Here is a 24,038-nt window from a genome sequence, read left to right as displayed (position 1 = left end):
CAATCTGAATCAGGCCATTTGCCGGAAACCGGGTACGGAGCCTGAGGAACGACGTGATCTGAGCGACTGCTTTTTGGAAAGCACTTCCCGGATCCTGCGAAGTTTCTCAGCCGGGGAAGAGTTTCCGTTGGAGTCGAATTCCACGAAATCGATGGAATAAAAGAAATTGCTGCAATGCTTTCTGCGCTCGGTCACCAGACCAGACATTCCTTCGGCACGGATCTTGTCAAAAGGCATATCCATAACCAGATCCAGCACCAGGGTATCGCCCGGGTTGAATACCCTGTCGGTTTTCATAACACACCCGTAGCCGTCCAGTTCATACAGGGAGGCTTCGACAAGTTCCTTTTTGAAAAGGCCCTGCCTGACTTTGAAACGGGCGACAAGATCCGGCAATGCTTCATTCATGAATTCAGGTTCTCTGGTGATTTCCGTATCCACGGCGACCTGCCTCATTGGGAGGCAGATCGGATATTGATTAAACAATAGACACTGACTTTTGGTTTTGCAACGCCATCAGTGCCATACGATGGCCCCCTAAGGCAGTTTTTCAACAGCCTGGCCTGGCTGCCCGGGCCAAATCACTTGTTTTTCTGTTCGTACATATCAACACGGCGATCTTTCAGGTTGGTGACGGACCCCTCGTTACGCACCAGCATCAGCTTTTCCAGATCCATGTCAGAGAACATGATCATCTCGGTATTCGGCGTTGTCTCCGCCATCACCGCATCGTGGGGGAAGGCAAAGTCAGACGGCGAGAATACGGAGGACTGGGCATACTGGACGTCCAGGTTCTCAACTTTCGGCAAGTTACCGACGCTGCCGGTGATTACGACATAACACTCGTTTTCGATTGCCCGGGCCTGGGCACAGTGACGAACGCGCAGATAACCGTTCTTGGTATCCGTCCAGAAGGGCACGAGGATAATGTCCACATCCTGGGCGGCTGCCATGCGGCCAAGCTCCGGGAACTCGATGTCGTAGCAGATCATGATGGCGACCCGGCCAGCGTCGGTTTCGAACACCTTGAACTCGTTGCCACCCTCGATGACCCAGTCACGGCGCTCGTGGGGCGTGATGTGGATCTTGCGCTGCTCGTCTACCCGGCCATCACGGTGGCACAGGTATGAGACGTTATACACCCGGTCATTTTCAATCAGCGGCATAGAGCCGGTGACGATGTTTATGTTGTAACTCACTGCCATTTCAGACATTTCTTCCCGGAACTGCTGGGTAAACCCGGCCAGGAAACGAATGGCCCGGGTCTGGTCCATCTGGTCAGTCAGGCCCATCAGCGGCGCGTTAAAAAATTCCGGGAACAGGGCGAAGTCGCTCTTGTAATCAGACAGCGCGTCAACGAAGTACTCCACCTGTTTCAGCACTTCCTCCACGGAGGTGAATTCACGCATCTGCCACTGAACGGCGCCCAGGCGAACCTGGGTCTTTTTAACGTTCAGAATCGACGAGGGCGGGGTGTAGAGAATATTCCGCCATTCCAGCAGCGTGGCGTAGCCGAGGGATTTTTCGTCCTCCGGCAGGTATTTGTGCATCAGCCGGGTAACCTGGAAATCGTTCGAGAGCTGAAAGCTCAGGATCGGATCGTAGATTTCCTTGCGGTCCACCCGCTGAATGTATTCTTCCGGTGAGTACTGCTCGGCGTACTTGAAATAGTTCGGTATACGTCCGCCTGCGAGAATCGCCCGCAGGTTCATGGAGCGGCAGAGTTCTTTGCGGGCTTCGTAGAGCCGACGGCCCAGGCGATAACCGCGGTATTCCGGGTGGATGAACACATCCAGCCCGTACAGCGAATCGCCATTAGCGTTATGCCAGATTTTTTCGTTCCGGAGGATCAGGTCGTCGTAGGTGTGGGGGTTACTGAACCGTTCGTACTTCACGAGTACAGTCAGCGCTACCGCCACCAGCTGCCCGCTTTCCTCAATGCAGATCTGCCCATCCGGGAACTGCTCTACCAGTGCCTTGATGGTTTCCTTGGGCCAGGCGCCCCCGATGTCATCGTAGACCCGGTCCATCAGTTGCTGGAGCTGGCCATAGTCCTCAAGCTTCAGATTCCGGAGGTTAAGATGCAGTTCTTCATGGGCCATTCAGTTCGGCTCCCGTTTAATTTGAAAAAAAGGACAAAGGGCTGGAACCCGTCAATACTGTGAAAGTTTATCAGAAGCCGTTAAAGACTTCGCATGGTGGGCCGAAACAAGATTTAACGGATATAAATTTCTGCCGGGTGTAGTATCCGGCGCTTTTCCAAACCCCCACCTTTTTGACCGAGGAAGTGAATGTGCAACTGACTTTCGAACAGAAGCTCCTGACGGCTTTCGGTGTTTTGCTGCTGCTGGTCATGGCAGCGTTCACGCTCTCAGGCGATGTACGACTGCAGAGCACCACGGAAACCTATGTCGACGCATTGATCGACGACACGGTAAAGCAGAGTACGTCGAGTATTGCCGAGTGGCTCAATACCCGCCTGACGATGACCGAAGCCACGGCAAAAGCGCTGGAAAGTGTTCAGGATGATGATCAGGCCCGGCTTGTTCTGCAGATGATCAGGAGCGGTGGCGGGTTCAGGGATGCTTACGTGGGCCGGACAGACGGCTACATGCTTATGCAAACGCCTGAAGCCGACGCGACCCTGCCGGCGGATTTCGATCCAAGGCAGCGGCCCTGGTTTAAGAAAGCCGTGAGTCTTGGCAGAGCTTCTTTTACCAAGCCATACCAGGACGCGGGAACCGGCGACATGATCATTTCAACGCTCGCGCCGGTTAAACGTGGAGAGTATGAAGGCGTGGCCGGTGCGGATATTGGCCTGGGAGCGATCGCCAAAACGCTGTCTACGGTTACCCTGGCAGACACCGGCTACGCTGCGGTGATCAACGAACAGGGCACGGTTCTGTTCCATCCCCGCCAGGAACTGGTCGGCCAAAATATCAGTGGATTGATTGGTGGCAAACCGGACCTGGGCGGCAATGCCGTTGTTTATGAGAATGACGAAGGCACCTGGAACGCCAGCTTCCACCCCATCAGTGAAGCCCGGGGCGTGAACTGGTACCTGGGTACCTTTGTCAATGACGACAAGATCAATGCGCCGGTACAGAGTGCCCGGATGACAGGCCTGGTCATGGCTGCTATTGGCCTGATCGTCTCTCTGGTCGTTCTGCACCTTGGTATCAAGGTTCTTATGGCTCCGGTTCGCCGCCTGAATAATGCCATGGCGGATATCGGCAGCGGCGATGCGGACCTGACCCAGCGTCTGGACGACAGTGCCAAAGACGAGTTTGGCCAGTTAGCGAAAAGCTTTAACCGGTTCGTTGAGAACATCCAGACCGTGGTCCGGGATGTTCAGAAGGGCAGTGCCGAGCTTGGCGGCAATGTCAGGTCTCTGAGAGACACTGCCAGCGCCAGCCGCGCCAGCGTTGACAGCCAACAGGCCGAGATTGATATGGTGGCAACCGCAATCAATGAAATGTCCGCTGCGGCCGGAGAAATTGCCCGGAACGCCCAACAGACCGCAGACGCCGCAAACACCGCCGACAGTGACAGCCGTGCGTCGCTGGAGACAGTCGCGGCCTCCCGGAACGCCGTTCAGAAGCTGTCGAAAGAAATCAACACCGCTGCGGAGGTTATCGATACCCTTGGCAAGGATGTGAGCTCCATCACTACGGTGCTGGACGTGATTCAGGGCATTGCCGCGCAAACCAACCTGCTGGCCCTGAACGCAGCCATTGAGGCGGCCCGGGCCGGTGAGGCCGGGCGCGGTTTTGCGGTGGTTGCCGATGAAGTTCGTAACCTGGCCCAGCGCACCCAGACCAGCACCGAGGAAATCAGTAACATGATCGAGCGCCTGCAGAAGGGTGCCAACGATGCCGTGGAGGTCATGAAGGCATCAACCGCGGTTTCCAACGTCAGTATGGAAAAAGCCCAGGACGCAATGGAGGCACTGAATCGAATTGCCGAGGCCATTACATCCATCAGCCAGATGACGTCCCAGATCGCCACCGCCTCTGAGCAGCAGACCTCGGTGACGGAAGAGCTGAACTCCTCGGTCACCCGTATTGCTGACCAGGGCCAGGAAGCCGCTGCCGCTGCCAGTGAGAACGATGTTTACAGCGGCCAGATTGAGAGCATTGGAACAACGCTGAATAAGAACGTGTCCCGCTTCCGGGTCTGACATCACCTTCAACCCAATAGCGGAGTATGATTATGGCGCTTATCGACAACCTTATTGGTGCGACCGGCCAGTGGGTTTCCCGCACGGACCCAAAAGCCACCCTGGCCAGCCCTCTGGCCTGGCTCAAAAAAACCGGCGGCTATGCGGCGGTTAACAGGATTATCGGGTTTTCCATTCCTTTTGCACCGCGAAACGGTTTCAGCGTAGAGGAGGTACGGCCAGGCTATGTGCGGGCAAGAATTCGACTGAAAGGGAACAAGAACCACTTTGGCAGTCTCTATGCCGGCGCCTATTTCCTGGTCGCGGAGATTCCCGGTGGTGTGCTGACGCTGTTTGATCTGGGGCCCTCCTATACACCGATTCTCAAGGAAATGACCCTGCAGTTCCTGCAACCTGCCAATTCCGATGTAACGGTGGAGTTCTCGCTGGCCCCGGAAACGGTGGCAGCGATTCTCGCCGATGCCGATGAAACCGGCCGGGCGAAATTCACCCTGGAAGGAACGCTGGTGGATCAGGAAGGCAACCACGTAGCCACTTCGATGGCGCACTACCGGGTGAGGAAGAAGGGCTTTAAAGCCGAGGCCTGAAACTCAGGCCTGATCCAGACCTGCGATTGTTTCCAGGAAAATCTCGCCGTATTTCCCGAGCTTTGCGGCACCGACACCACTGACTTCCGCAAGTTCTTCGAGCGTGCGTGGTTTGCGCTCGAGCATGCCGAGCAGGGTGGTGTCGTGGAAGATCACATAGGGAGGCACGCCCTGCCTGTCCGCGAGGGCCTTGCGGCAGGCTCGCAGGGCTTCCCAGCCGGCCTGGTCGGTGATCTGGTCTTTTATCGGTGCACTGGCACGGCTACCTGCGGAGCGGCTTGAGGTCTTTTTAACCACCGGGTCTTTACGCAATTCGATGGCCTGCTTACCCTTCAGCAAGGGCCGGCACTGTTCAGTTAGCTGCAACGCGCCGTAGCCGTCCGGATCTGCCCGCAGGTAACCGTTTGCCACCAACTGCCTGAATACCGATTTCCATTCGTTAACACTGAGCTCGGTTCCGATCCCATAGGTCGATACCTGATGGTGCCCGGATTGCAGGATGCGCTCGTTTTCAGAGCCTCGCAGTACGTCGATGAGATAGGTCACACCAAACCGCTGGCCAGTGCGGAATACGCAGGACAGCGCCTTCTGCACGGCAACGGTTCCGTCCCAGGTTTCCGGGGGATTCAGGCAGGTATCGCAGTTACCGCAAGGTTCATCAAGCTGGTCGCCGAAGTAGCGGAGAAGCACCTGCCGGCGGCAACTGGTGACCTCGCAAAGGCCCAGCATGGCGTCCAGCTTCTGGCGTTCTACCCGCTTGAACTGGTCGTTGCCTTGGGAACCCTCAAGCATCTGCCGCAACTTGATCACATCCTGCAGGCCGTAGACCATCCAGGCGGTGGAGGGCTTGCCGTCGCGTCCGGCCCGGCCGGTTTCCTGGTAATAAGCCTCCAGGCTTTTCGGCAGGTCCAGGTGGGCTACAAAGCGTACGTCGGGTTTGTCAATGCCCATGCCAAAGGCAATGGTGGCGACAATAATGACACCGTCTTCCCGCAGGAACCGTTCCTGGTGATGGGCCCGCTGCTCACCTGAAAGCCCGGCGTGGTAGGGCAGAGCGGTGTAGCCTTTCTGGGCGAGGGTTTTTGCCGTGGCATCCACCTTGTTGCGGGAAAGGCAGTAGACGATGCCGCAGTCCCCTTCGTGTTCTGCTTTAATAAAATCCAGTAACTGTTTGTTGGCGTTCGTCTTTGGTGCGATACGATATTGAATATTCGGGCGATCGAAACCACTGACGAAGTGCTTTGCCGTGGTGAGCGACAGCCGTTCTGCAATCTCCCTGCGGGTGCGCTCATCGGCGGTTGCTGTCAGCGCGATCCGTGGTATGCCGGGAAAAGCCTCCGCCAGCAGGCTCAGCTGCAGGTAATCGGAGCGGAAATCGTGGCCCCACTGGGAAACACAGTGGGCTTCGTCAATGGCAAACAGGGCGATGGAGGCATTGTGCAGCAGCTCGATGGTGCGTGGCTGAATCAGCCGTTCCGGGGCGCAGTAAAGCAGATCCAGTTCGCCGGTCATCAGCGCGTATTCGGTGGCGCGGGCCTGCTCGAAATCCATGGTGGAGTTGAGGAATGCGGCTTTTACGCCCAATTCCTTCAGGGCCGCGACCTGGTCCTGCATCAGTGCGATCAGCGGCGAGATGACGATGGCCGTTCCCGACCGTACCAGGGCCGGCACCTGATAGCACAGGGATTTACCGCCCCCGGTAGGCATCAGTACCAGCGCATCCCGGCCTTCCGAAACTTCCCGGATAATGTCACCCTGCAGCGGCCGGAAGGTTTCATAACCAAAGACTTCGTGCAGAACCTGTTCCGGATCCCGGCCTGAGGAGGTGGGGCGCTCGGTGGAAAGCTGTTCGAAGTTCTGATCAAGATACATAGGGTAACCGGTTAAGCCGGCAAGGAGCCGGTGTTTGGGTGCAGGTAAAATGCCCTGTTCGGCGCGCGGTGGCCAATGATACCAGAATAACCCTGGCGATTGGCCAGCAAACCAGGTGTCCGGATGGAGGCAAAGTAGCGGAAGAAACGCTACAATACCGCGCTTTTGAACCACCGGTTCACGCCATACTGTGACAGACACTGATAATAACAGGGCTTCCATGCAGGAATTTGATGCCATCCGTCCCTATTCGGACGAAGAAACCGGCGCTGCGATTAACCGCCTGGTCAACGATCAGGAATTTCTGGATATGGTCGGTCGCTTCAAGTCACCGACACTTGCCCGCTGGGCGCCTGCCATATTGCGGGTGTTTACCCGTCGCTGGCTGGCCAGCCATTTCGGATATTACAGTCGAATCGACGACTTGCAGGCAGGGCTCTCCAGCTACGTCGGTGAACTGGTGGACAACACCACCACACGGGTGACCACCAGTGGTCTGGAAAATCTCAGCAAACACAGCGCCCACCTGTTCATTTCAAACCACCGGGACATTGTATTTGACCCGATGGTGGTGAACTATCTGTTGTTCCAGAATGGTTTCCGCACCACACGGATCGCCATTGGCGACAACCTGTTGGCAAACCCGGTATTTGCGGAAATGATGCGGCTGAACAAGAGTTTTGTGGTGCGCCGTAATATGACCAGCCCGCGGGAAATGCGGGACGCCTACATCACCCTCTCCAGTTTCATCAACCATAGCATCGATACTAATCACAGCATCTGGATTGCACAACGTGAAGGCCGTGCCAAGGATGGACTTGATTACACCGATCCGGCCATCGTCAAAATGTTCTACATGAGCCGCAAGAAAAGCGGACTCGGTTTCGCGGAGGCCATGAACCGGCTGCACATTGTGCCTGTCTCTATTGCCTACGAATACGACCCCTGCGATGCCGACAAGGCTCAGGAACTGGAAGCCCGGGCCCGCACCGGCGGATACATCAAGCGGGAAGGTGAGGATACCGAACAGATCATGAGGGGCCTGACCGGCTTCAAGGGCCATGTGCACGTGCATTTTGGAGCTCCCATCCATGATTCACCGGAGAATCCAAAGGACCTTGCTGCCCGGATAGACCGGGAAATGCACGCCAATTATCACCTTCATGCCTCAAACCTGGTGGCTTATCAGCAGCGAGGACTCCACCCCGGGGCCCACGCCACACCCGATACCGTGAGCGATGCCGTGGTAACCGCGGAAACTTGGTCACCAGCGGAAATGGAGGCGGCCGAGGCGGAAATGGAGCGACGTCTGGGTGCCTGCGACCCGGCGATTCGACCCTACCTGCTGGATATGTATGCCAATCCGGTGGTGACGGCCCTTGAAGCCAACACCGGGAAGGCCAACGGTTCCGAATGACCCGGCCTTACATTTTTTCTGACAAGAGGTAGCCCAGTGCAAGATCTTCAGTATATTGAACTCGAGACCGGGGAAAACCCGACTGCGGCCGTTATATGGCTCCATGGCCTTGGCGCCAGCGGCCACGATTTTGAACCGGTTGTGCCTGAGCTTGGCCTGCCGGAGGATGCGGCGGTGCGATTTATTTTCCCTCACGCCCCCAACCTGCCGGTCACCATCAACGGCGGGATGACCATGCCGGCCTGGTATGACATCAAGGCGATGGACATCGACCGGGTGGTGGACACCGAACAGCTGATGACGTCGGCCAAGGCTGTCGGCAAGCTGGTGGAACGGGAAAGCGAAAAGGGCATTCCCGCCCGCCGGATTATCATCGCCGGTTTCTCCCAGGGCGGGGCGGTTGCCTATGAGTTGGGCCTTAGCTACCCGGAACGCCTGGGTGGCATTCTGGCGTTATCGACCTATTTCGCCACGGCGGATTCCGTTCAGCGCTCCGAAGCAAACGCCGAGGTTCCCATCAGCGTTTACCACGGCACCTTTGACCCGATTGTCCCGGAATCACTGGGTGTGCGCAGTGTCGAAACCCTGAAAGACATGGGTTACGAGCCCACGTACCAGACCTTCCCCATGGAGCACAGCGTGTGCCTTGAGGAAGTGCTGGATATTGGCCGTTTCATCCGCCGGTACGTTCTGTAAGACCGGCCATGCACGGACTCAGACCCAGAGCATGGCGCCCATTTCCAGCGGATGGGTTAACGCCTCGTGATGTGGATACATCCGCAACCTGAGGGTCTGGAGTCCGGGGTAGGGAGGCTGGACCCGGGAGGCAAATACCGTTCGGCCATCCGCTTCACTTTCTTTTTCTAGAAAGAAACTGTCTGGCCCCGGGCTCTCGTGGGTTCCCGTGCACTCCGGGCTGACCAGGCACTCGACCCGCACATCGTCCGCGCTCAAGCCATTGAGTAATGCCTCCACCCGGAGCTCAACGGTGTCGTTGTGGGGGCAGCGAGCCTCAACACAACCCACCACGTGTAATTCAACACCCGGCCACGCCTCCCGTACCTTCGCTTTCCAGTCCGCCAGCCCGGTGGCCACCTTGCCACCATCGGCCATCAGCAGGGCTCCCTGGCTTGAGGCCGGCTGATAATAGTTGGTGACGTAATCCATCACCATACGCTGGCTGTTGAATCGGGGTGTAATCGTTTTCATGGAGGCTTTCGAGCGTTTTACCCAGCCCCTCGAGAAGCCCTGGGAGACCCGCTCGTAATAGAGCGGAACCACTTCAAACTCCAGTAGATCCAGCAGATCCCGGGCTTCCTCTTCGTTACGGAATTCGGCATCCAGCTCCGTGTCCCTGGGCGGAATCGCCCAGCCGTTCTTGCCGTCGTAGCCTTCACCCCACCAGCCATCAAGCACGCTGAGATTCAGTGCACCGTTGAGAGCGGCCTTTTCACCGGAGGTTCCGCTGGCCTCCTTCGGGTATTCCGGCGTGTTCAGCCAGACATCCACGCCACTGAGCAGGCGTCTCGCCATGGCCTGGTCGTAATCCTCCAGCAGGATCAGATGCCCCATGAGCGAGGGATGCATGGAAAGATCGTGAATTACCTTGATCAGGCGCTGGCCGGGTTTGTCCCGGGGGTGGGCCTTGCCGGCGAAAACCAGAACGACCGGGCGATCCGGATCGGTGAGAATGCGCTCCAGCCGGTCAAGATCGGAGAAGATCAGAGTGGCGCGTTTGTAGGTGGCAAACCGCCGGGCAAAGCCGATCACCAGGGTGTCTTTTTCCGAGGAAATCAACTGCCGGGTCATCCTGTCGGTAACCGAATGGCCGGTTCCGTTGCGTTTGTGCTGGCGGCTCAGGCGCCGAACAATATACTCGCCCATCTGTTGCTTGAGGGCTTTATGCACGCTCCAGTAGTGATAATCCGGAATCTGATCGATAAATTCCCAGAACTGCTGGTTTCTCATCTCACTCTTCCAGGTCGGCGCCTGGATATCGAACAGGCTGGACCATTCCGGCGCCAGAAAGGTGGGAACATGCACGCCGTTGGTGATGTAGCCAAGAGGGTTTTCTTCCGCCGGGACCTGGGGCCAGATATCCCCCTCCATCTGAGAGGCCACGCCACCGTGGATGCGGCTGACACCGTTGTGGAAACGCGAGCCCCGCAGGCCCAGGCTTGTCATGTTAAAGGTGTCACCGCCCGCTTTGGCCCCGAGAGCAAACACTGTTTCGAAGTCCAGCCCGGATTCCTCCAGGTAACGACCGAGAGCGTGGTAAACCAGATCCCTGGGGAAGATGTCGTGGCCGGCTGCGACAGGCGTGTGGGTGGTAAACAGGGTGGCGCCAGCGACGGCTTCCAGTGCGGCTTCAAAATTCAGCCCGGAGGCCATGGTGTGCCGGCAACGTTCGAGGATCTGGAACGCCGCATGGCCCTCGTTGATGTGCCAGACCGTCGGTTTCAGATCCAGGGCCTCCAGTACCCGGGTGCCGCCGATGCCCAGCAGCATCTCCTGGCTGATCCGGGTGGACTCGTCGCCACCATACAGCTGTAAGGTCAGTTCCTGGTCTTCCGCGCTGTTTTCCTCTGTGTGGCTGTCCAGCAGGTACAAGCGGATATGACCGACCCGTGCTTCCCAGACCCGCGCTACCACGTCGCGGCCGGGGAAGGGCACGGAAACCTTGAGCACTTCGCCGTCTTTTTCCACGGGCGTTATCGGCAGTTCATCGCTGGAATGGGACTGGTACCTGGCGATCTGCTGGCCCAGAGCGTCGATACTCTGGATGAAATATCCCTGCTGGTACAGCAGGCCAACGGCGACAAAGGGCAACGCCAGATCACTGGCGGCCTTGCAATGATCGCCCGCGAGAATGCCGAGGCCTCCGGAGTAAATGGGAAAGCTCTCATGGAAGCCAAACTCGGCACAGAAGTAGGCCACCAACGTCTTTTCCGGATCCAGCTTTTCGGTGACTTCCGGCCCGGGACCTGCCTCCAGGTAGGCATCATAACTGCTCAGTACCCGGCGGTATTCGGCCAGGAAAGCCCGGTCTTCCGAAGCCTCATCAAGCCGGTCCTGGGCCACACGGCGCAGAAACAGCTTGGGGTTATGCTCAACTTTCAGCCAAAGCCGAAGGTCGATCCGGGCGAGCAGGCTGCGAACGCCGTGATCCCAGCTGTAAAACAAATCGTTGGCCAGCTCATCAAGACGCTCCAGCGCCTCGGGAATAATGGGATGGGCCTCAAGTCGGAATTCCGTCGCTTTATGCATGTTGATTGTCTCCAGGCGGGTACACGCTCCCACTAATCCTGCGGTTGATGTTGACGTTCTTTCAGAATGTTCCGGTAGAGGTCACCATAATTGAGGGCCCGCCGCTTCCAGGAATAGTCCGTCGCCATGCCGTTTTGCTGAAGCCGGCGCCACTGTTTGCGCTGCCTGAAATATTCCAGTGCACGGTTGACTGCTCCCAGAAGTGCCGGGGCGCTGGCCTCGCCGAACCGGAAGCCGTTGGCCCGGTCGATGCCGACGTCCTGCGGGTCGTTTACGGTGTCTGATAACCCGCCAACCCCGTGCACCACCGGCACCGTGCCGTAGCGCAGGCTGTACATCTGGTTGAGGCCGCAAGGCTCAAACCGGGATGGCATCAGGAACAGATCGCAACCGCCGGTGATTCGGTGAGACAGCCCCTCGTCGTAACCGAGGGTCAGGGACATCTGCTCAGGCCATTGCCTCGCCAGCAGTTTCAGGGGTTCCTCGTAGCGGGTCTCACCGGACCCGAGAATCACAAACTGGCAGCCCTTTTCCAGCAATTCGGGCATCACCGCAATCAGCCAGTCCACGCCTTTTTGCTCCACCAGCCGGCCAATGAATCCCAGCAGCGGGCCACCGTTGACCTTAAGGCCCAGTTCCTGCTGAAGCAGGGCCTGGCACTGGGCTTTGTTCTTAAGGTGTTCTCGCCCGTAGTGAAAGGCAAGCTCGGGATCTTCCCCCGGATTCCATACCCGGGTATCAATGCCGTTGAGAATTCCCGTTAACGCCGCCTGCCGATGCCGGAGCAGGCCATCGAGGCCACAGCCAAATTCCGGGGTCTGGATTTCACGGGCATAACCGGGGCTGACGGTGGTAATGCGATCACTGAACACCAGGCCGCCCTTGATAAAGGACAACTGGCCGTAGAATTCCAGTTGGTCCAGCCGCCAGAGTGAATCCGGCAACCCCAGGGCCCGGAAGGTTTCGTGAGAGAAAATACCCTGGTAGGCGAGATTGTGGATCGTGAAAACGGTGCCCGGCCGGTCCTGACAGGATTCCATAAAGACCGGAATAAGCCCGGTCTGCCAGTCATTGCAGTGGACCAGATCCGGTTTCCAGGTTACCCCGGCATCGCCCGTGGCCATCATCGCACCGACTCTGGCAAACAGCGCGAATCGATGGGCGTTATCCCACCAGTCTTTTCCCTCATCGTTTCTGTAAGGGTCTCCGGGCCGGTCAAACAGCGGCGGACAATCCACCAGCCAGAGCGTTACCGCCGTGCCAGGGAGCCGGGTCTGCCAGAGACTGACACTGTATTGCCCGATCTGGAACCGGGACTTTCTCCGGGAACCGGCTTTTCTGGCTGCTTTCAGGGCATCCGGATACCCCGGCAACAGAATCTGGACATCGTATTCGAGCCGGCAGAGTGCCTCTGGCAGGCTGGCTGAGACATCGGCAAGACCGCCGGTTTTCACCAGCGGGTAGACCTCACTGGTGGCGAACAGAACCCGGATCATAAGGCCGGCCTCAGGACAATCGCGCCCAGTGGCGGCAGAGTCAGTTCCAGTGACCAGTTGCGGTTCATCCAGGGTTGTTCGTCCGCAGGCATGGGGTAGGGATTGCCCAGGTTACTGCCACCATAATATTCGGAATCCGAATTGAAGATTTCCCGCCAGATGCCGCCCTGGGGTAGTCCGATGCGGTAGTGGTGCCGGGGCATGGGCGTGAAATTGACCACAATGACTGACGTTTCACCTTTGGCTGTGCGCAAAAAGCTGATCACGGATTGGGGAGAGTCGTGGCAGTCAATCCATTCAAAGCCTTCGGGCCTGAAACACTCACCGTGCAGCGATACTTCCCGGCGATAGAGGCCGTTGAGATCCTGTACCAGACGTTTGAGGCCCTGGTGCTCCGGATAGGCCAGCAGCGACCAGTCCAGCTCCCGTGATTCACTCCACTCCCGGCGCTGGCCGAATTCGCCGCCCATAAACAGCAGCTTGGCACCGGGATAACCGTACATGTAGGTGAGCAGCAATCGCAACGAGGCGCGCTGCTGCCAATCGTCTCCCGTCATCTTGTTGATCAGGCTGCCTTTACCATGGACCACCTCATCGTGGGACAGTGGCAGCAGGAAATTCTCGGTGAACGCGTAGAGCAGGCCGAAGGTCAGTTTGTCGTGGTGGTACTGGCGGTAAACAGGGTCCTGCTGAAGGTAATCCAGGGTGTCGTGCATCCAGCCCATGTTCCATTTCAGGTTGAAGCCGAGGCCGCCGATTTCCGGCGGGCGGGTAACCCGTGGCCAGGAAGTGGATTCCTCGGCACAGACCAGGGTTCCCGGGAAACGGCTCTGGCAAACGCGGTTCAGTTCCCTCAGAAACTCGATGGCTTCCAGGTTCTCATGGCCACCATGGACGTTCGGCAACCATTCGCCTTCCTTGCGGGAATAGTTCAGATACAGCATCGAAGCTACGGCATCCACGCGCAAACCGTCGATATGGAAGGCGTCGAGCCAGAACAGGGCGCTGCCAATCAGGAAGTTCCGGACCTCATGCCGGCCGTAATTGTAGATCAGGGTGCCCCAGTCCTGGTGCTGGCCCTTGCGGGGATCTTCGTGCTCGTAGAGCGCGCTGCCATCAAAACGGGCGAGGGCATGCTCGTCGGTGGGAAAGTGGCCGGGCACCCAGTCCAGAATAACGCCGATGTTGTGACGATGGCACTGGTCCACCAGATAGCGCAGGTCGTCTGGGGTGCCGAACCGGCTGGTCGGAGCGTAGTAGCCGGTGGTCTGGTAGCCCCAGGACTCGTCCAATGGGTGCTCGGTAACCGGCAGCAGCTCAATGTGGGTAAAGCCCAGTTCCAGCACGTAAGGAATCAACTGGTCGGCGAGCTCGCGGTAGGTCAGCCAACGCCCGGAGCCGTGGTGGCGCCAGGAAGCGGCATGTACCTCGTAGATTGAAATCGGTGAGTCCTGCCAGTTCCAGCGAACGCGCCGGGCGATCCAGTCTCCATCTCCCCAGCCAAAGTGGCCGCGCTCAGTCACCACGGCGGCGGTGGCGGGTCTCAGCTCAAAGGCCTGGCCATAGGGGTCGGTTTTCAGCAGCTGACCACCCTTATCGGTGGTTATGGCGAACTTGTAGAGGGTTCCGGTGCCGATACCCGCGATAAAGCACGACCAAACCCCCATGCCTTCATGCAGACTCATGCCGTGGGTGCTGGTATCCCAGTGATTGAAATCTCCGACAACGCTGACCGCTTTGGCCTGGGGAGCCCACACCGCAAACCGGACTCCCTCAACGCCCCGGCTTTTGCAGACGTGAGCGCCCAGTACGTTGTAAATGTGCCAATGCCTGCCTTCGGCAAAGAGATGAAGGTCGAATTCGCTGAGCGTTGGACTATCCATAGACCGTGTTTTTCCTAACCAGGTGGAGCTTCCATTTGACGTTATTGAGCCTGTTTAAAAAAATGACCCCAAACAAGTTTACGTCATAATTCCATGATAGTGTTCTAATATGATTACAGACGTCAAAAACGTAGCAACCCCTTGCGGTTGAACGACCGGTTACAGGGAAATTTTTCTTCAGGGAAGCAACTATGCAAACGGCCAAGCGTTTCGTCAGTCGCCTTACTCGTCAAACTCTCGCGCTGGTTCTTGCCGGAGGTCGGGGCTCCCGCCTCCATGACCTCACCAACTGGCGGGCCAAACCAGCGGTTCCCTTTGGTGGAAAGTTCCGCATCATCGATTTCCCACTGTCGAACTGCATCAACTCAGGCATCGGCCAGGTTGGTGTCATCACGCAGTACAAATCTCACTCCCTGATCCGGCATATCCAGCGGGGCTGGGGGTTCCTTCGAGGTGAACTGGACGAATTCGTTGAGCTGCTGCCTGCCCAGCAGCGCATCGAGACTTCCTGGTATGAAGGCACAGCGGATGCCGTTCTGCAAAACCTCGACATCATTCGCAGCCACACCCCGGAATACGTGCTGATCCTGGCTGGCGACCATGTCTACAAGATGGACTATGGCACCATGCTGGCCGCCCATGTTGAGAATGACGCCGATATCACCGTGGGTTGTATCGAGGTGCCTATTGATGAAGCCTCGGCATTCGGCGTGATGTCGGTAGACGATGGGCTCAGAGTCACTGAATTCGTAGAGAAGCCGGAACAACCCAAATCCATGCCCGGCCAGCCTGGTAAGGCACTGGCGTCCATGGGCATCTATGTGTTCAGAACCCAGGTACTGTTCGATGAGCTGATGCGCGATCACAAGATGAACGGTGAGTCATCCCACGATTTCGGCAAGGATATTATTCCGTCTGTGATCAAGCGCCTGCGGGTGGTGGCTTTTCCGTTCCGGGATCCGGTAAACAACAAGCCCGCTTACTGGCGGGATGTCGGCACCATTGATGCCCTCTGGCAGGCCAACCTGGAACTGATTGGCATCAGTCCTGAACTGAACCTCTACGATTCCCACTGGCCGATATGGACGTACCAGGAGCAATTGCCGCCGGCGAAGTTCATCTTCGATGATGAGGACCGCCGGGGGGCGGCGGTGGATTCCATGGTTGCGGGGGGCTGTATTGTCTCAGGCGCGATGGTGAGACATTCGCTGCTATTTTCGCAGGTTAGGGTGCATTCTTACAGTGATATCTCAGACTCGGTCATCTATCCGGACGTAGAGATTGGCCGCCACTGCCACATCCGCAATGCCCTGATTGACCGTGGCTGCCGCATTCCGGAAGGCTCACGCATCGGTTTTGATGAAGTAGAGGACCGCAAGCGGTTTCATGTTTCTTCCAAAGGTATTGTGCTGATCACGCCCGAAATGCTTGGGCAGGATTACCCCCATGGCCTCTGACACCAAAACTCCGGTGGTGCTTTGCTGGCACATGCACCAGCCTTCCTATCAGGACATGCGCACAGGCCAGTTCCTGTTTCCCTGGGTGTATCTGCACACCATCAAGGATTACAGTGACATGGCAGCCCACCTGGAGCGCGAGCCTGAGGCAAAAGCCGTGGTCAACTTCGCCCCGGTTCTGCTTGAGCAGATTGAAACCTACCTCATTCAGATTGAGCGATGGCACCATGGCGCCGGGGAGATCGGCGACCCACTGCTCGCGGCGCTGGTAGCGGAGGAACTGCCCGAAACCGGCACACCGGCGTTTCTGGGCCTGATGGAGAAATCCCTGCGGGCCAATCCGGATCGTATTATCAGACGCTACCCAGCGTATGCGCGGCTGGCTGAGCTGGCCGATGTCTATCGCAAGAAGCCGGAACTGCAGCGATATATCTCAGGCCGGTTCCTGTCGGATCTTCTGGTCTGGTATCACCTGGGCTGGATGGGTGAAACCATACGCCGTGAAAACCATTGCATTCGGAGCCTTCAGGAAAAGGGCCAACATTTCTCAATGGATGACCGCCGGGCCCTGCTGAATGTGATATTCGATGTGTTATCTGGTATCGGGCCGAGATACCGGCACCTGGCCCAGAAAGGGCAGGTTGAACTGTCTGTCAGCCCTTATACCCACGCCATGCTGCCGTTGCTGCTGGAACTGGAATCCGCCAGGGAGGCCATGCCGGAGATCACTTTACCCAACCACAGCCACTATCCGGGTGGTGAAGAGCGGGCCGGCTGGCAACTGGAGAAGGCGAAAACCGTTTTCCAGCGCTTTTTTGGCATTGAGCCCGCAGGCTGCTGGGCGTCCGAAGGCGGCCTCAGCCAGACCACACTGGGCCTGCTGGATGACGCGGGATTCCACTGGACCGCCAGCGGCGATTCGGTGGCTCACAACAGCCTCAACCGGGCACGGGAAGAGAATCCGGAGCTGCCGGACTCCGGCATTCACCAGCCGTACACCTTCGGGGACTCCCCGGTAACCGTTTTCTTCCGGGACGATGGCCTGTCCGATCTGATCGGCTTCACCTACGCCGACTGGCACGCCAAGGATGCCGTTGGAGACCTGGTCTATCACATGGAAAACATCGCCGGGCAAGCCCGGGGCAAGTCCCGGCCGGTTATTTCCGTCATCATGGATGGAGAGAATGCATGGGAATACTACCCTGAGAATGGCTTTCATTTTCTGGATGAGCTCTACCGGGTACTTGCGCATCACCCAAAACTGAAACTGACCACCTACAGCGAACTGGTCGCGCACCCGGTCGCTGAACCCATTCGCCTGCCGCACCTTGTGGCCGGAAGCTGGATTTACGGCACCTTTTCCACCTGGATAGGCGACCCGGACAAAAACCGCGCCTGGGATCTGCTCTGTGAGGCGAAAATCCATTACGACCGGGTGATGGATAACGGCAGCCTCAATGCAGAGCAAAAAGAATCCGCGAAAGAACAGTTGGCGATCTGCGAGGGCTCCGACTGGTTCTGGTGGTTCGGAGATTATAACCCGGCCCAGATCGTCAGTGACTTTGAACACCTGTACCGCCGGCACCTGGTGAACCTGTACGAGATGATCGGTTATCCGGCCCCACCCTCCGTATTCCAGCAGTTAAGCCAGGGCAGTGGGGAACCGGCACGGGGAGGCACCATGCGGCCAGGGCACGAAGCGGATAAGCCGGTATGACTTCAAGCAACCCCGATGATCTGTTCAGTACCCGGCGGGCCGGTGTTTTGCTCCACCCAACCTGCCTGCCAGGATCCTGGGGTGTTCTTGGCGCGAGCGCCCGCACCTTTGCCGATTTCCTGGCGGACTGCAGCCTGAGCATCTGGCAAACACTGCCCATCGGGCCAACTCATCGGGACCTCTCGCCCTACCAGTCATTGAGTTCCCATGCCGGCAATCCGGACTTCATAGACTTGCATGAACTTGTCGAGGCGGGTCTTCTGTCAGACCGGGAACTGTCGCAGCCCGCGCCCGAAGTGCGCCACCAACTGCTGACCCTGGCTGCGAAACGCTTTTTCATCAGCGATGGTGGCGGCCTGAACGGACTCGACAGGGCAGCCTATCAACGCTTCCGGGCAACCAACGACTACTGGCTGGATGATTTCTGCCTGTTCTGGGCGATTCGGGAGGTTCAGGATTCATCGGACTGGCTGCAATGGCCGGACTCTCTGAGAGACCGGGATAGCGGAGCCTTGCGTGACTTTATTGACCAGAACCGCTCCCGGCTCGCACGGATCCGGTTCGAGCAGTTTCTGTTCCATCACCAATGGCAGGCGTTGCGCGACTATGCCCGGAGCAAGGGGGTTTTACTGTTTGGTGACATCCCCATCTTCGTTGCCCATGACAGTGCCGATGTCTGGGCCAACCGACATCTGTTCAAGCTTGATGAACGGGGTGAATCCACGGTGGTTGCCGGCGTACCGCCGGATTATTTTTCGTCTGAAGGTCAGCACTGGGGCAACCCGCTCTACAACTGGGAGGCCATGGCGGCCGATGGGTACCAATGGTGGCTGAAGCGGCTGGAAAGCCAACGCCACCTGTTTGACCTGATCCGAATTGATCACTTCCGTGGCCTGCACGCCTATTGGGAGATTCCGGCAGCGACACCAGAACCCAGGTATGGCTACTGGGTATCCGGCCCCGGCGACCATTTTCTCGAAGCCTGCTTCACCCGGTTCCCCGACTTGCCCCTTGTGGCCGAAAACCTGGGCATTATCAGCGACGATGTGGAAGAGCTGCGCAAACGGTTCCGATTACCAGGGATGACGGTGATGCAATTCGGCTTTGACGGCAGCCCGGATAATCCGCACCTGCTACACAACCATCATGCACGGGATCTTGTGTACACGGGGACCCACGATAACGACACCACCCTTGGGTGGTACCAAAACCTTGACGACCACACACGGCGGTACGTTAACGAGTACCTGGGAACCACAGGGGAGGGCATGCCGTGGCCCCTTATTGAGGCGGCTTTCCGGTCGGTGTGCTCGCTGGCCATCGTTCCCATGCAGGACTTTTTTGGGCTTGGAACAGAGGCCCGGTTCAACACACCGGGAACCGTGGAGAATAACTGGATATGGCAACTGGACTGGAATCTTTGCCAGAAAGAGCTGTCAGACAGAATCACCGAATCAGTGCGACAACATGGTCGCCTGTCGTGGTGCTGACTGGTTTTTGATCAGCATCAAAGAAGCGTCCTCAAGAGTCCGATATAAGACACAGACAGCTTCAACAATTGGCGTTCTTGATGAGTCACCGGGGGAGGGTACATGGAACACAGACTCAGTAAACGCGTTCACGGAAAGCTTCGCCTGCTGGTGTATAAACGCGGAATGCCCGTAGCAACCGGTCAGATCCGGGACGCCTCAAAGCGGGGCCTCTTCATTGCGACAGATTACACCGATGTGCAGTTAAACCAGACCGTCGAACTCGAATTTCGTTTTCCCGGCAAACAGGAAAAGCAGTGCCGAAGGCTGAAAGCCCATGTTGTCCGCAAATCAGACAAAGGGCTTGGCGTGGATTTCGAAGGCGTTGAGAACGACAGCTTTACCGTCTCCTCGTTAATCTGCTGGCTGAAAAAACATCCTATGCCGATGAACTATTTTCCGGTTCGCCGGCAAGCCTACTGAAATCATCAAGGAGGATTTTCATGGCACGACTCGAAGGTAATGAACTGGTGATTATTGATGGCGGTTACACCACTCATTGATGTTATCTCTGATCTGACAGGACGTCAGCCTTGACCCTAGCCTATACACCGCGGTCCTTACCGGAATTCCTGAACGGTTTGTTTCGTCTGGCACTGGACCTGCGGTGGACCTGGCACCACGGCAGTGACGAGTTGTGGCGCGCCCTTGATGAAGAAACCTGGGATTCCACCCACAATGCCTGGCTGGTTCTGAACAGTGTGTCTGGTGAAAGGCTCGAAGAACTCGAGCAGGATCCTTTATTCCAGCAACGCTATCTCGAACAGCTGGCGGCCCACCACAAATTCGTTAACGCCAACACCTAGTATTCGGAAGACTGTGCAGGCGATCTGGGGCCAGGCATTGCCTATTTCTGCATGGAATACGGGATCAGTGAATCCCTGCCACTTTATAGCGGCGGGTTGGGGGTTCTTGCTGGCGATTATCTCAAGGCAGCCAGCGATCTGGGCCTGCCCGTAACCGCGGTGGGATTACTTTTCCAGCAGGGTTACTTCCGCCAGGCCATCAGCACCGATGGCGAGCAGATGGAGTTCTATCCCTACAACGACCCTACCATGCTTCCTGTCTCGCCACTCAGGGATGAAGACGATCAGTGGGTGAGGGTGGTTGTACCCTTTCCCGGCCGGAATGTGCGTTTGCGAGCCTGGAAAGCTCAGGTGGGCCGCTGCGAATTATTGCTGCTTGACAGCAATGACCCCCGCAATGAGCCCGGCGACCGGGGGATTACCAGTGAGCTTTATACCGGTGACCCGGAAAAGCGCTTACAACAGGAAATGGTTTTGGGGATCGGCGGCTGGCGCTTGTTAAGACAACTGGGCCGACAGCCCGGCTTATGTCACCTTAACGAGGGGCACTGTGCCCTGGCCCTGATTGAGCGAGCCTTCGGCTGGCAGGAGGATCACCAGAGCGACTTTCAGACAGCCCGCACAGCCACCAGGGCAACCAACCTGTTCACTACCCACACCTCGGTGGCCGCCGGCTTTGACCACTTTTCCGGATCTCTGCTCCGGCTTTACCTGGCTCCCTGGCTGGAAGGCCGGGATCTGAACGCGGATCAACTTCTGGAACTGGGCAGCGAGCGTGCCATGACCGGGGCGGACTCCGCCGACCAGCGCCTGAATATGGCTTTGCTTGCGTTAAATATGAGCGGCCGGATAAACGGGGTCAGCCGCATCCATCAGAAGGTTTCGCAGACTCTCTTCCAGCCGTTTTTCCGACGCTGGCCGATTGAGGATATTCCGGCAGACTTTGTGACCAATGGCGTACACACGCCCAGCTGGGATTCACCGGAATCCGATGCCATCTGGACACGGGCCTGTGGCCAGGACCGATGGTGCCGCCCGCTGCCGATGTCCTGCCCGATGACAGCAATCACGGATGAAGAGTTATGGGAGATGAGGCGGCTTCAGCGCAACCGGCTGATTGGTTACCTCCGTCGACGGCTTTCAAGCCAGCATTGCGAGCAGAACCCGGCCAACAACCACGCTGCCGCGTGCGGGCTGTTGCTGGATCATGAAACCCTTACGCTTGGCTTCGCCCGACGCTTCACCGAATACAAACGGCCCGATCTGCTTCTGAAGGACCAGGAACGTTTGCTCAGGCTACTGGCAAGCCGGGACCGGCCGTTACAGATTGTGCTTGCAGGTAAAGCCCACCCCTATGACCACCGGGGTAAGGAGATCATCCGGCGATGGAAGGCCTTTTCAAGACGACCAGATGTGGAAGGCAAAGTGGTTTTCATCGAAGACTACGATCTGGGCGTTGCCAACCAGTTGATCCAGGGCGTGGATGTATGGCTTAACTGCCCCCGGCATCCCTGGGAAGCCTGCGGCACCAGCGGCATGAAGGTACTGGTCAATGGTGGCCTGAACCTGTCCCAGTATGATGGCTGGTGGGCAGAAGCCTGGAACGCCGATGTGGGCTGGGCTATCCGCCCCGGTGCCACCTTCGAGGAGCTGCGCAGTACGAGCGAGCATGACCTTTCGGACGCCCGGGAACTCTTCGATTTGCTGGAACACGAGGTGATTCCCGGTTTCTACGATGTGGACGAGCAGGGCCTGCCCAGAAAATGGCTGCAACAGATTCGGGCCAGCATGGACCAGCTCACTGCCGCTTATTCGGCCAACCGTATGGTTCGCGAATACGTGGAACGATTCTATTTGCCAATGACGGAACAAGGGAAGCTGCGGAGCCCGGAGACGGCGGCCGAAATTCTGGATGAGCAACGGCAAATCAGGAAGCACTGGCCACGGCTGCGCTTCAGCGCATTCAATGTTGCCGAATCGGGTGCCAGCCAGACTTACACGGTAGAAGTATACCTTGATGGTATCGATGAACAGAGAATTGCTGTTGAGCTGGTGGCAGAGGCCTCTGAATACGGGCCAAGAACGGTTACCGCGATGGCGATGCAGCACCCGTTGAGCGGATCCGCTCATAGCTACCGGTACGAATGTATGGTGCCGTCACGCCCCGAGGGGCACTACACCCCGCGTTTGCGGGTGCATGACGAACGCCTGAACCTGCCCCTTGAGAACCCGGCAATACTCTGGCTGAAATAACCCTCAGGTGCGCCAGAACGCCGGCGCAAGCATAATCACAACACTCAGGATTTCCAGGCGGCCCATCAGCATACCGGCCGATAGCACCCATTTTGCGGCATCTGGCAGCGGCCCGAAATTCCCTGCCGGACCAATAATATCTCCGAGACCTGGCCCCACATTGGTCAATGCTGTGAGGGCGCCAGACAGGGCTGTGACGAAGTCCAGTTGCATGGCTGCCAGGGCAACCGTTATCAGCAGCAGGCAAAGCAGGAAAATAAAGGTGTAAGCGATCATCGAAGAGATGATTTCATCACTCACCGAGCGGCCATTGTACTTCCGGGTAAGCACCGCGCGGGGGTGCAGCAGGCGCATCAGCTGCTCACGGAGAATGATCAGCGACAGCTGGAACCGGAAGATCTTCATGCCACCGGCCGTGGAACCGGAGCAGCCGCCCACGAACATCAGGAAGAAAAACAGCACAAACGTCAGTGGACCCCAGGCCGAATAATCCTCAGAGGCGTAGCCGGTGGTTGTTACGACCGAAGTTACGTTAAACAGAGTGGCTGCATAGTTGTGGACCGGATGGAACGGCACAGGAGAGACCATCCAGCGGTACAGGGTCAGCAGTAAAGGAACGACGAAGAGAATCGTCAGAAACAGACGAACCTGCTGATCCCGGAAAAGCACACCGTGCTGCCCGTGCATCTCCCGCACAAACAGGAAGAAAGGCAGACTGCCAATGATCATGAAAAAGGTGGCCTCCATCAGGATCAGATCACTGAACTTGCCCATGGACATGTCGGAGGTAGAGAAACCGCCCGTTGCAATGCTGGTAAGCCCATGGTTGAAGGCATCGAACAGTGTCATGCCGGAAAACCGGTAAGTCACCACAGCAATAATCGAGAACGCCACATACACGAAAAGAAGGCCCCGGCTCAGTGTCTTCATTCTAGGCAAGGCCTTATCCGTCCACTCCGAAGACTCCGTGGCAAACAGACGCATACCGCCTACACGGAGAAACGGCAGGACCGCAACGAACATGCCGATGATCCCGATTCCGCCTATCCACTGCAGGATCGAACGCCAGATCAGCAGATCCTTATCCATTGTATCCAGATCACTGAGCACGGTTGCACCCGTAGTGGTAATACCTGACGTGCCCTCAAAAAATGCATCGGCGGCGGAAATTTTCAGGTCACTCAGGTAAAAAGGCAGAGAGGAAAGCAGCGCAATAATGAACCAGGACGAAACCGTAAGCACGAACATGTACCTCGGCTTCAGCTCCCGTGGTTTCCGGTAGGTGAGGCCCATACCCAGAATCCCCACGCCACAGGCAATAGCCGCCGATTCCGCAAACGCCATGGCGTTTGGCGTTTCGGAGCCCGCAAGCAAAATGACAGGCAATGTCATGAAAATGCTGAGAAGCACAAACATGACGCTGACTATAAAAATAACGGGGTAAAGATTTCTCAATGGATGCTCGAGCCAGCTGATACCGGGAGACGGCGTCAGAATACCTGTGGGTACAGCCTTCCGCAAGGTAACAAAGGGCCGAACCCGGAATTACCGGCGAATTAAATCACTGTAAATAT

General features: G+C 57.4%; 17 protein-coding genes. 10 read left to right on the top strand and 7 right to left on the bottom strand.

The window, feature by feature from the left end:
* Positions 1–9: 9 nt before the first annotated feature.
* Complete coding sequence (locus D0851_RS02140) at positions 10–408, bottom strand: hypothetical protein (RefSeq protein ID WP_117620242.1); 399 nt, start codon at positions 406–408, stop codon at positions 10–12.
* Positions 409–581: 173 nt separating this feature from the next.
* Positions 582–2,102: a bifunctional GNAT family N-acetyltransferase/carbon-nitrogen hydrolase family protein gene (locus D0851_RS02135; protein ID WP_117617141.1), complete on the bottom strand. Its 1,521-nt coding sequence runs from the start codon at positions 2,100–2,102 to the stop codon at positions 582–584.
* 191 nt (positions 2,103–2,293) lie between these two features.
* On the opposite strand from D0851_RS02135, the gene D0851_RS02130 reads away from it, so the two are divergent.
* Together D0851_RS02130 and D0851_RS02125 are read left to right on the top strand one after the other, a co-directional pair.
* Positions 2,294–4,180 (top strand): methyl-accepting chemotaxis protein, encoded by a 1,887-nt coding sequence (locus tag D0851_RS02130; protein WP_117620241.1) that lies wholly within the window; start codon positions 2,294–2,296, stop codon positions 4,178–4,180.
* Positions 4,181–4,212: 32 nt separating this feature from the next.
* Entirely contained in the window at positions 4,213–4,767 is a 555-nt protein-coding gene (locus D0851_RS02125) for a PaaI family thioesterase (RefSeq protein WP_117617140.1), read from the top strand.
* Positions 4,768–4,770: 3 nt separating this feature from the next.
* Here D0851_RS02125 and recQ read toward each other — a convergent pair whose 3' ends face one another.
* Positions 4,771–6,639 carry a DNA helicase RecQ gene (gene recQ / locus D0851_RS02120; RefSeq protein ID WP_117617139.1) on the bottom strand — a complete coding sequence of 623 codons (1,869 nt, stop codon included), beginning with the start codon at positions 6,637–6,639 and terminating at the stop codon, positions 4,771–4,773.
* Between the two features lie 220 nt (positions 6,640–6,859).
* Between recQ and D0851_RS02115 the strand changes: the two genes are divergently transcribed.
* A complete protein-coding gene (locus tag D0851_RS02115; protein ID WP_117617138.1) occupies positions 6,860–8,056 on the top strand; it encodes a lysophospholipid acyltransferase family protein in 1,197 nt (398 codons plus the stop codon).
* 36 nt (positions 8,057–8,092) lie between these two features.
* Positions 8,093–8,752 (top strand): alpha/beta hydrolase, encoded by a 660-nt coding sequence (locus D0851_RS02110; protein WP_117617137.1) that lies wholly within the window; start codon positions 8,093–8,095, stop codon positions 8,750–8,752.
* Positions 8,753–8,770: 18 nt separating this feature from the next.
* Here the strand turns inward: D0851_RS02110 and glgP (D0851_RS02105) are convergent, their stop codons facing one another.
* From glgP (D0851_RS02105) to glgB, 3 genes are read right to left on the bottom strand one after another with little or no spacing between them, the layout of a single operon-like run.
* A complete protein-coding gene (gene glgP, locus D0851_RS02105) occupies positions 8,771–11,323 on the bottom strand; it encodes an alpha-glucan family phosphorylase (RefSeq protein ID WP_205422254.1) in 2,553 nt (850 codons plus the stop codon).
* Positions 11,324–11,355: 32 nt separating this feature from the next.
* On the bottom strand, positions 11,356–12,819 hold the full coding sequence (gene glgA / locus D0851_RS02100; RefSeq protein ID WP_117617135.1) for a glycogen synthase GlgA: 1,464 nt from the start codon (positions 12,817–12,819) through the stop codon (positions 11,356–11,358).
* The gene (gene glgB, locus D0851_RS02095) at positions 12,816–14,702 is read right to left on the bottom strand and encodes a 1,4-alpha-glucan branching protein GlgB (protein WP_117617134.1); all 1,887 of its coding nucleotides are present in this window, start codon (positions 14,700–14,702) and stop codon (positions 12,816–12,818) included. The genes glgA and glgB overlap by 4 nt, the downstream gene beginning before the upstream one ends.
* A gap of 191 nt (positions 14,703–14,893) precedes the next feature.
* On the opposite strand from glgB, the gene glgC reads away from it, so the two are divergent.
* The 6 genes from glgC to glgP (D0851_RS02070) all read left to right on the top strand — a co-directional run bounded on the left by glgC (position 14,894) and on the right by glgP (D0851_RS02070) (position 22,464).
* The gene (glgC, locus tag D0851_RS02090) at positions 14,894–16,159 is read left to right on the top strand and encodes a glucose-1-phosphate adenylyltransferase (protein WP_117617133.1); all 1,266 of its coding nucleotides are present in this window, start codon (positions 14,894–14,896) and stop codon (positions 16,157–16,159) included.
* On the top strand, positions 16,149–17,876 hold the full coding sequence (locus D0851_RS02085; protein ID WP_117617132.1) for a glycoside hydrolase family 57 protein: 1,728 nt from the start codon (positions 16,149–16,151) through the stop codon (positions 17,874–17,876). Before glgC ends, D0851_RS02085 begins: the two co-directional genes overlap by 11 nt.
* Positions 17,873–19,366, top strand: a complete 1,494-nt coding sequence (gene malQ, locus D0851_RS02080) for a 4-alpha-glucanotransferase (RefSeq protein ID WP_117617131.1) — start codon at positions 17,873–17,875, stop codon at positions 19,364–19,366. The genes D0851_RS02085 and malQ overlap by 4 nt, the downstream gene beginning before the upstream one ends.
* Before the next feature lie 102 nt (positions 19,367–19,468).
* Entirely contained in the window at positions 19,469–19,828 is a 360-nt protein-coding gene (locus D0851_RS02075) for a PilZ domain-containing protein (protein WP_117617130.1), read from the top strand.
* A gap of 110 nt (positions 19,829–19,938) precedes the next feature.
* Entirely contained in the window at positions 19,939–20,211 is a 273-nt protein-coding gene (locus D0851_RS20415; RefSeq protein WP_227539412.1) for a DUF3417 domain-containing protein, read from the top strand.
* A gap of 24 nt (positions 20,212–20,235) precedes the next feature.
* Positions 20,236–22,464, top strand: coding sequence for an alpha-glucan family phosphorylase (gene glgP, locus D0851_RS02070; protein ID WP_319922346.1), 2,229 nt, complete (start codon positions 20,236–20,238; stop codon positions 22,462–22,464).
* Positions 22,465–22,467: 3 nt separating this feature from the next.
* On the opposite strand, the gene D0851_RS02065 is transcribed toward glgP (D0851_RS02070), so the two are convergent.
* Positions 22,468–23,880: a TrkH family potassium uptake protein gene (locus D0851_RS02065; protein WP_205422311.1), complete on the bottom strand. Its 1,413-nt coding sequence runs from the start codon at positions 23,878–23,880 to the stop codon at positions 22,468–22,470.
* Between the last annotated feature and the right edge of the window lie 158 nt (positions 23,881–24,038).

Origin of the sequence: Marinobacter sp. Arc7-DN-1, from assembly GCF_003441595.1 — a bacterium.
Classification (GTDB): Bacteria; Pseudomonadota; Gammaproteobacteria; order Pseudomonadales; family Oleiphilaceae; genus Marinobacter; species Marinobacter metalliresistant.
The sequence above is the reverse complement of the archived record's forward strand: the minus strand, read 5'-3'. Positions and strand labels throughout refer to the sequence as shown.

Bases quoted from the DNA above. Each gene is read 5' to 3' on its own strand.
- recQ (WP_117617139.1), bottom strand. From the start codon at position 6,639: ATGTATCTTGATCAGAACTTCGAACAGCTTTCCACCGAGCGCCCCACC.
- malQ (WP_117617131.1), top strand. From the start codon at position 17,873: ATGACTTCAAGCAACCCCGATGATCTGTTCAGTACCCGGCGGGCCGGT.
- D0851_RS02085 (WP_117617132.1), top strand. From the start codon at position 16,149: ATGGCCTCTGACACCAAAACTCCGGTGGTGCTTTGCTGGCACATGCAC.
- D0851_RS02075 (WP_117617130.1), top strand. From the start codon at position 19,469: ATGGAACACAGACTCAGTAAACGCGTTCACGGAAAGCTTCGCCTGCTG.
- D0851_RS02140 (WP_117620242.1), bottom strand. From the start codon at position 408: ATGAATGAAGCATTGCCGGATCTTGTCGCCCGTTTCAAAGTCAGGCAG.
- glgB (WP_117617134.1), bottom strand. From the start codon at position 14,702: ATGGATAGTCCAACGCTCAGCGAATTCGACCTTCATCTCTTTGCCGAA.
- D0851_RS02115 (WP_117617138.1), top strand. From the start codon at position 6,860: ATGCAGGAATTTGATGCCATCCGTCCCTATTCGGACGAAGAAACCGGC.
- D0851_RS02065 (WP_205422311.1), bottom strand. From the start codon at position 23,880: ATGTTTGTGCTTCTCAGCATTTTCATGACATTGCCTGTCATTTTGCTT.
- D0851_RS02135 (WP_117617141.1), bottom strand. From the start codon at position 2,102: ATGGCCCATGAAGAACTGCATCTTAACCTCCGGAATCTGAAGCTTGAG.
- glgC (WP_117617133.1), top strand. From the start codon at position 14,894: ATGCAAACGGCCAAGCGTTTCGTCAGTCGCCTTACTCGTCAAACTCTC.
- D0851_RS02125 (WP_117617140.1), top strand. From the start codon at position 4,213: ATGGCGCTTATCGACAACCTTATTGGTGCGACCGGCCAGTGGGTTTCC.
- glgA (WP_117617135.1), bottom strand. From the start codon at position 12,819: ATGATCCGGGTTCTGTTCGCCACCAGTGAGGTCTACCCGCTGGTGAAA.
- glgP (WP_205422254.1), bottom strand. From the start codon at position 11,323: ATGCATAAAGCGACGGAATTCCGACTTGAGGCCCATCCCATTATTCCC.